The sequence below is a fragment of the uncultured Methanobrevibacter sp. genome (genome assembly GCF_937906425.1).
Classification (GTDB): Archaea; Methanobacteriota; Methanobacteria; order Methanobacteriales; family Methanobacteriaceae; genus Methanobrevibacter.
Genome location: NZ_CALCYR010000101.1, coordinates 1 through 4772, shown reverse-complemented (window position 1 = coordinate 4772; position 4772 = coordinate 1). Strand labels below are relative to the sequence as shown.

The following is a 4772-nucleotide window of genomic DNA, read 5'->3' as shown; positions in this document are numbered from 1 at the left end:
ATAATTCCAGGATAATTTTTTATTTTATAATTCCAGGATAATTTTTTATTTTATAATTCCAGGATAATTTTTTATTTTATAATTCCAGAATAATTTTTTATTTTATAATTTTTTATCCTGGTTTGTTATATGATTTTACGTAGAATAAAAATTTTCAATAATTTTTTTATATTTTAATATCTTTTTTCACTATTTTTTTTAAATTTTTTTAATTTCTTTTCATTCATTTACAGTCATTTTTATAAATTTTAAAAAAAGCTTATTTTGTCTTGTTTTTAAAAAATAAATTTTATTTATTCTTTAATTTTTTTCAAATTTTAAGTATCCAATATAAAAAAATTGATTTTCGATACACATTATTTTTGTCTCTGTAAATTAATATTTTTAAAATTTAAATTTTCCATATGCCTATATATTTTCCATTGTAAAATTTAATTTTTCAAACCCAATTTCTTAATTTTAAAAAGAAATTTTTTTTAAAATTTTCACTAATTTTTTATTTTGCAAGGATAATTTTTTTCAATTTTTCATATTTTACAAGTATAATTTTTTACAATTTATTTAATATTCCCATTAATTTTTATTCAATTTTTATAAAGTTTTAAATATAGTAAAACTAATATTTTTATATAACAATTGAAAACATTTTAAAAAGTCAATTAAACAAAAATAATCTAATTGTTTTTTTAAGTTTTAAAAGTCAATTAAACAAAAATAATCTAATTGTTTTTTTAAGTTTTAAAAGCCAATTAAACAAAAATATCAATTGTTTTTTTAAGCTTTATTGTATTTTATTTTTAAAGATTTTAGTAGATGAAATAATGAAATTTGACCCACATATTCACAGTGTTTATTCAGGAGATTCTCGTTCAGAAGTTATAGACATTCTTATCCAGGCTGAGAAAAAAGGTCTTGATGCTATAGCTATCAGTGATCACAATGAAATTATCGGTTCCAGACTTGCTAGAAGCATACCAGGATCACTTATAGTTGTACCTTCCATTGAAATTTCTACAGAGAAAGGACACATGCTAGGTTTAGGTGTTGATGAAGTCATCCCTAAAGGACTCTCTGCTGTTGAAACAGTAGATAGAATTCATGATGCTGGAGGACTTGCAATTGTTCCTCATCCATTTTCATATTATAGGCATGGATTGTTCTGTAAGGTTGACAAGAATCTTGCAGTTGATGGAGTGGAAACTAAAAACGCTAGATACATCTTTGGATATTCCAATAAACAGGCTGAAACTTTGGCTTACAATAATAGATTGGCTACACTTGGAGCTAGCGACTCTCACTTTTTGGAATCTATTGGAGACGCATACACTGAAGTTAACACCAAGGGGTATGACTCTGTAGATGGAATTCTAAAGGCCATTAAACACAGACGTTGTAAGGCTAAGGGTCATGGAACCAGTAATTATTTGGTTGCTAAGGAAGTCTTTATTAAAAAGGTTTTAAGACGTTATCCAAAACGTGAAGAATAAATTTGGCAATTTAATCATAAACTTTTTTTTAAATCACTAGATTTAATCATTCTGCTAAAATTTTTTTATCAGTAGGATTTTAATCATTCTGCTAAAATTTTTTAATCAGTAGAATTTTAATCATTCTACTTAAATTATTTAATTACTAAATTACTTAATTTGGTGCTTATATGGCTACTGTAGATACTTTTCTTCCGGATTTTATTCAAACCACCTTTTTTTCAGGATATACAGTATTCAATACAATAGTCTATTCACTGATTCTCCTTCTCTTTGTTATTCTTATTATAAAAATGTTTAAGAGAATTGACATTAATCCTGAATCAATCATGTTTTCTCTTGTTCCATTTATTCTGCTTGGATCGTCTATTCGTGCATTGGTTGATAATGGAATATATCCTAAAACTGTCTTTCTAATAACTCCAGGACTATATATTCTGGTTGGATTTCTTACTATCTTTTCACTTTTGCTAAGTCTATTTTTATACAGAAAACTGAATCTTGATTATAGGTATGCATTATTCTCATTGGGAATTGTTTTTGCAATACCGAACTTAATACTGTTTCCAAAACTTAATCTTATGGCCATGTCCTATGTCATTCTAACATGGATTTTATCTATTGCAGTATTTTTGGCATTGTTCAAGATTGTTTTGTTTGCAATCGACAAAACTAATTTCTCAAATGCTGATAGGAAAAATTATTGGAAAAAGTTCAGAGATGATAAAACTAATTTGTCAATTGTATTTGTTCATCTCTTTGATGCCAGTACAACATTTATTGCAGTTGAGTACTTCAATTACTATGAACAGCATGTTTTAGCAAATGCTTTAAATCAACTATTTGATACATCCTTTTCAATGTATCCTATGAAACTTATAGTTATACTTTCAGTATTATACATAATCGATCAATATATCGATGACTTGACTATAAAAAATCTATTAAAATTAACAGTATTTGTATTAGGATTAGCACCTGGATTAAGGAACTTTTTGACTTTAGCAATAGGCGTTTAATTTTTATATTTTGATAAAAAATTAACTTTTTTTGATTTTCAATCAATGAAAAAATTTTTATTTTTTTTAATTTAGTTTTAATGGTTTCGAATTAAATTCCAATTTGAAAAATATGAAAATGAATTTTTAATTGAAAAATATGAAATTGAATTTTTAATTGAAAATATGAAATTGAATTTTTAATTGAAGAATATGAAAATAAATTTTTAATTGAAAAATATGAAATTGAATTTTTAATTTTTTCATTTTCAGACATTTTCATGAAAAAATAGAAAAAGCTTTAAAAATTTTCTTAAAATTTTATTTGCTTTTAAAAATAGTGGAATAAAAATTACAAATTTTATTTAAAATTTAAAATGGTTTAAAAAAATTATTTTAAAAATAGTGGAATAAAAAATTCATATTTTTTATATTTTATTTGAGTTAAAAAAATTATTTAAAAAAAAGAAAAATAAAAAATGACTAATTAGCCTCATGTATGGCTAAAAGTCTGTTGATTGAATTAATAACCGCAACTACACTAGACATAATAACGTCCTCTCTGGTAGCCCTTCCTGTAGCGCGATTGCCCTCATTGTCAGAAATAACTACAAAGGTCTCTGCCAATGCATCTGTTCCTCCGCTAACCGCTTCAAGTCTATACTCGTCAAGATTTATCTCAACTATTTCTTTTACAATGGATTTGACAGCACCGACTGAAGCGTCAACAGGACCTACACCAATCTCAGAAGTTTCAAATATTTCTCCGTCAATTGAAAGCTTAACTGTTGCTGTAGCTGAAACAGATTCTCCAGTCATTACATTCAGTCCAAGAAGCTTAATGTATTCCTTATCGCTTGTACCGATTTCAGTAATTGCAATGGATCTTAAATCGTCATCAGTTATACATTTTCCCTTGTCTCCAAGAGTCTTTACCTGATTATAGATATTGTCAAACTGCTTGTCGCTAATTTCTATATTGAACTCTTTCAATTTGGCCTTTATTGCAGCATGGCCTGTATGCTTGCCAAGTGCAATTCTTCTTTTGTGCCCTACAAGTTCAGGTGGAATAGGTTCATAGGTAGATGTGTTCTTCAGTATTCCGTCAACATGGATTCCTGATTCATGTGCAAATGCATTTTCCCCTACAATAGGTTTTGTAGGAGGCATCTTAATCCCTGTAATTGAGCCTATGAAATTTGAGGTGTCATATAGCTTTGTTGTGTCAACAGCAAGGTTTGCACCATATGCAATCTTTAGACTTACAACAAGCTCTTCAAGTGAGGTGTTTCCTCCACGTTCACCTATGCCGTTTATGGTACAGTGGGATTGGTTTGCACCTTCCTCTATTCCAATCAATGAATTGGACACTGCAAGACCGAAGTCATTATGGAAATGAAGGCTAATCGGTATGTTGATTTTCTTTCTAAGAATCCTGATTAATGTTCTTGTAGTGGAAGGTACAAGAATGCCTACTGTATCCGGAACATTTATTATGTCAGCTCCGGCATTTTCAATTCCCTTATAGAATTCAATGAGATAGTTCAGTTCGGTTCTTGTAGCGTCCTCTGCTGAAAATTCAACTGTAAGGCCATGATCCTTTGCATATTCAACTGCCTCAATTCCCTGATTCAGTATTTCAGTCTTGGATTTTTTAAGCTTATAATCTCTGTGAAGAGGGGATGTTCCTATAAATAAATGTGCATAATCCAAATCAGAGTCAATGATTGCATCTATGTCTTTTTTCATTACTCTTGCAAGACCGCATAATCTGGAATCAAGACCTAGTTTGACCATTTCCTTTGCAGCCTTACGTTCACCTTCTGAAACGGTTGGAAAACCCATTTCTATTGTGTCAACTCCAAGTTCATCCAATTTTTGAGCAATTTTGATTTTCTCATCAACTGTTAAGGCAATGCCTGGAGCCTGTTCACCGTCTCTAAGTGTTGTATCAAAAATTTTTATTTCCTCTGGGATATTTAATTCTTTCTTGTTTTCATCCATATTTATAGCATACATCTTATCCCTCAAGATTTTTAATATCTTAGCTTAACTAGGATTTTTAGCTCTCATAAGGATTTTAACCCTCATCTTTTATTAAATTTTAATAATCCTTATTTTATCTTTTCTTTTTTTATTTAATATAATTTTATTTTTATTTTTATTTTATTGCATTTTATTTTTATTTTATTTTCAATTTTTTAAGTAAAATAATTTAAATTAATTTTATTTTCATATTTTTTTAGTAAAATAATTTAAATTAATTTTATTTTCAATTTTTTAAGTA

At 27.8% G+C, this 4772-nt stretch carries 3 protein-coding genes; 2 read left to right on the top strand and 1 reads right to left on the bottom strand.

All coding sequences use genetic code 11. The features are described from left to right. Positions 1-821: 821 nt before the first annotated feature. Both Q0138_RS02690 and Q0138_RS02685 read left to right on the top strand, forming a co-directional pair. The gene (locus tag Q0138_RS02690; RefSeq protein WP_297980558.1) at positions 822-1487 is read left to right on the top strand and encodes a PHP-associated domain-containing protein; all 666 of its coding nucleotides are present in this window, start codon (positions 822-824) and stop codon (positions 1485-1487) included. Positions 1488-1657: 170 nt separating this feature from the next. After that, the gene (locus Q0138_RS02685) at positions 1658-2506 is read left to right on the top strand and encodes a DUF63 family protein (RefSeq protein ID WP_297980555.1); all 849 of its coding nucleotides are present in this window, start codon (positions 1658-1660) and stop codon (positions 2504-2506) included. Between the two features lie 462 nt (positions 2507-2968). On the opposite strand, the gene Q0138_RS02680 is transcribed toward Q0138_RS02685, so the two are convergent. Next, positions 2969-4495: a 2-isopropylmalate synthase gene (locus Q0138_RS02680; protein ID WP_297980560.1), complete on the bottom strand. Its 1527-nt coding sequence runs from the start codon at positions 4493-4495 to the stop codon at positions 2969-2971. Between the last annotated feature and the right edge of the window lie 277 nt (positions 4496-4772).

Excerpts from the sequence above, each read along its gene's own strand:
- Q0138_RS02690 (WP_297980558.1), top strand. The coding sequence starts at position 822 with ATGAAATTTGACCCACATATTCACAGTGTTTATTCAGGAGATTCTCGT.
- Q0138_RS02685 (WP_297980555.1), top strand. The coding sequence starts at position 1,658 with ATGGCTACTGTAGATACTTTTCTTCCGGATTTTATTCAAACCACCTTT.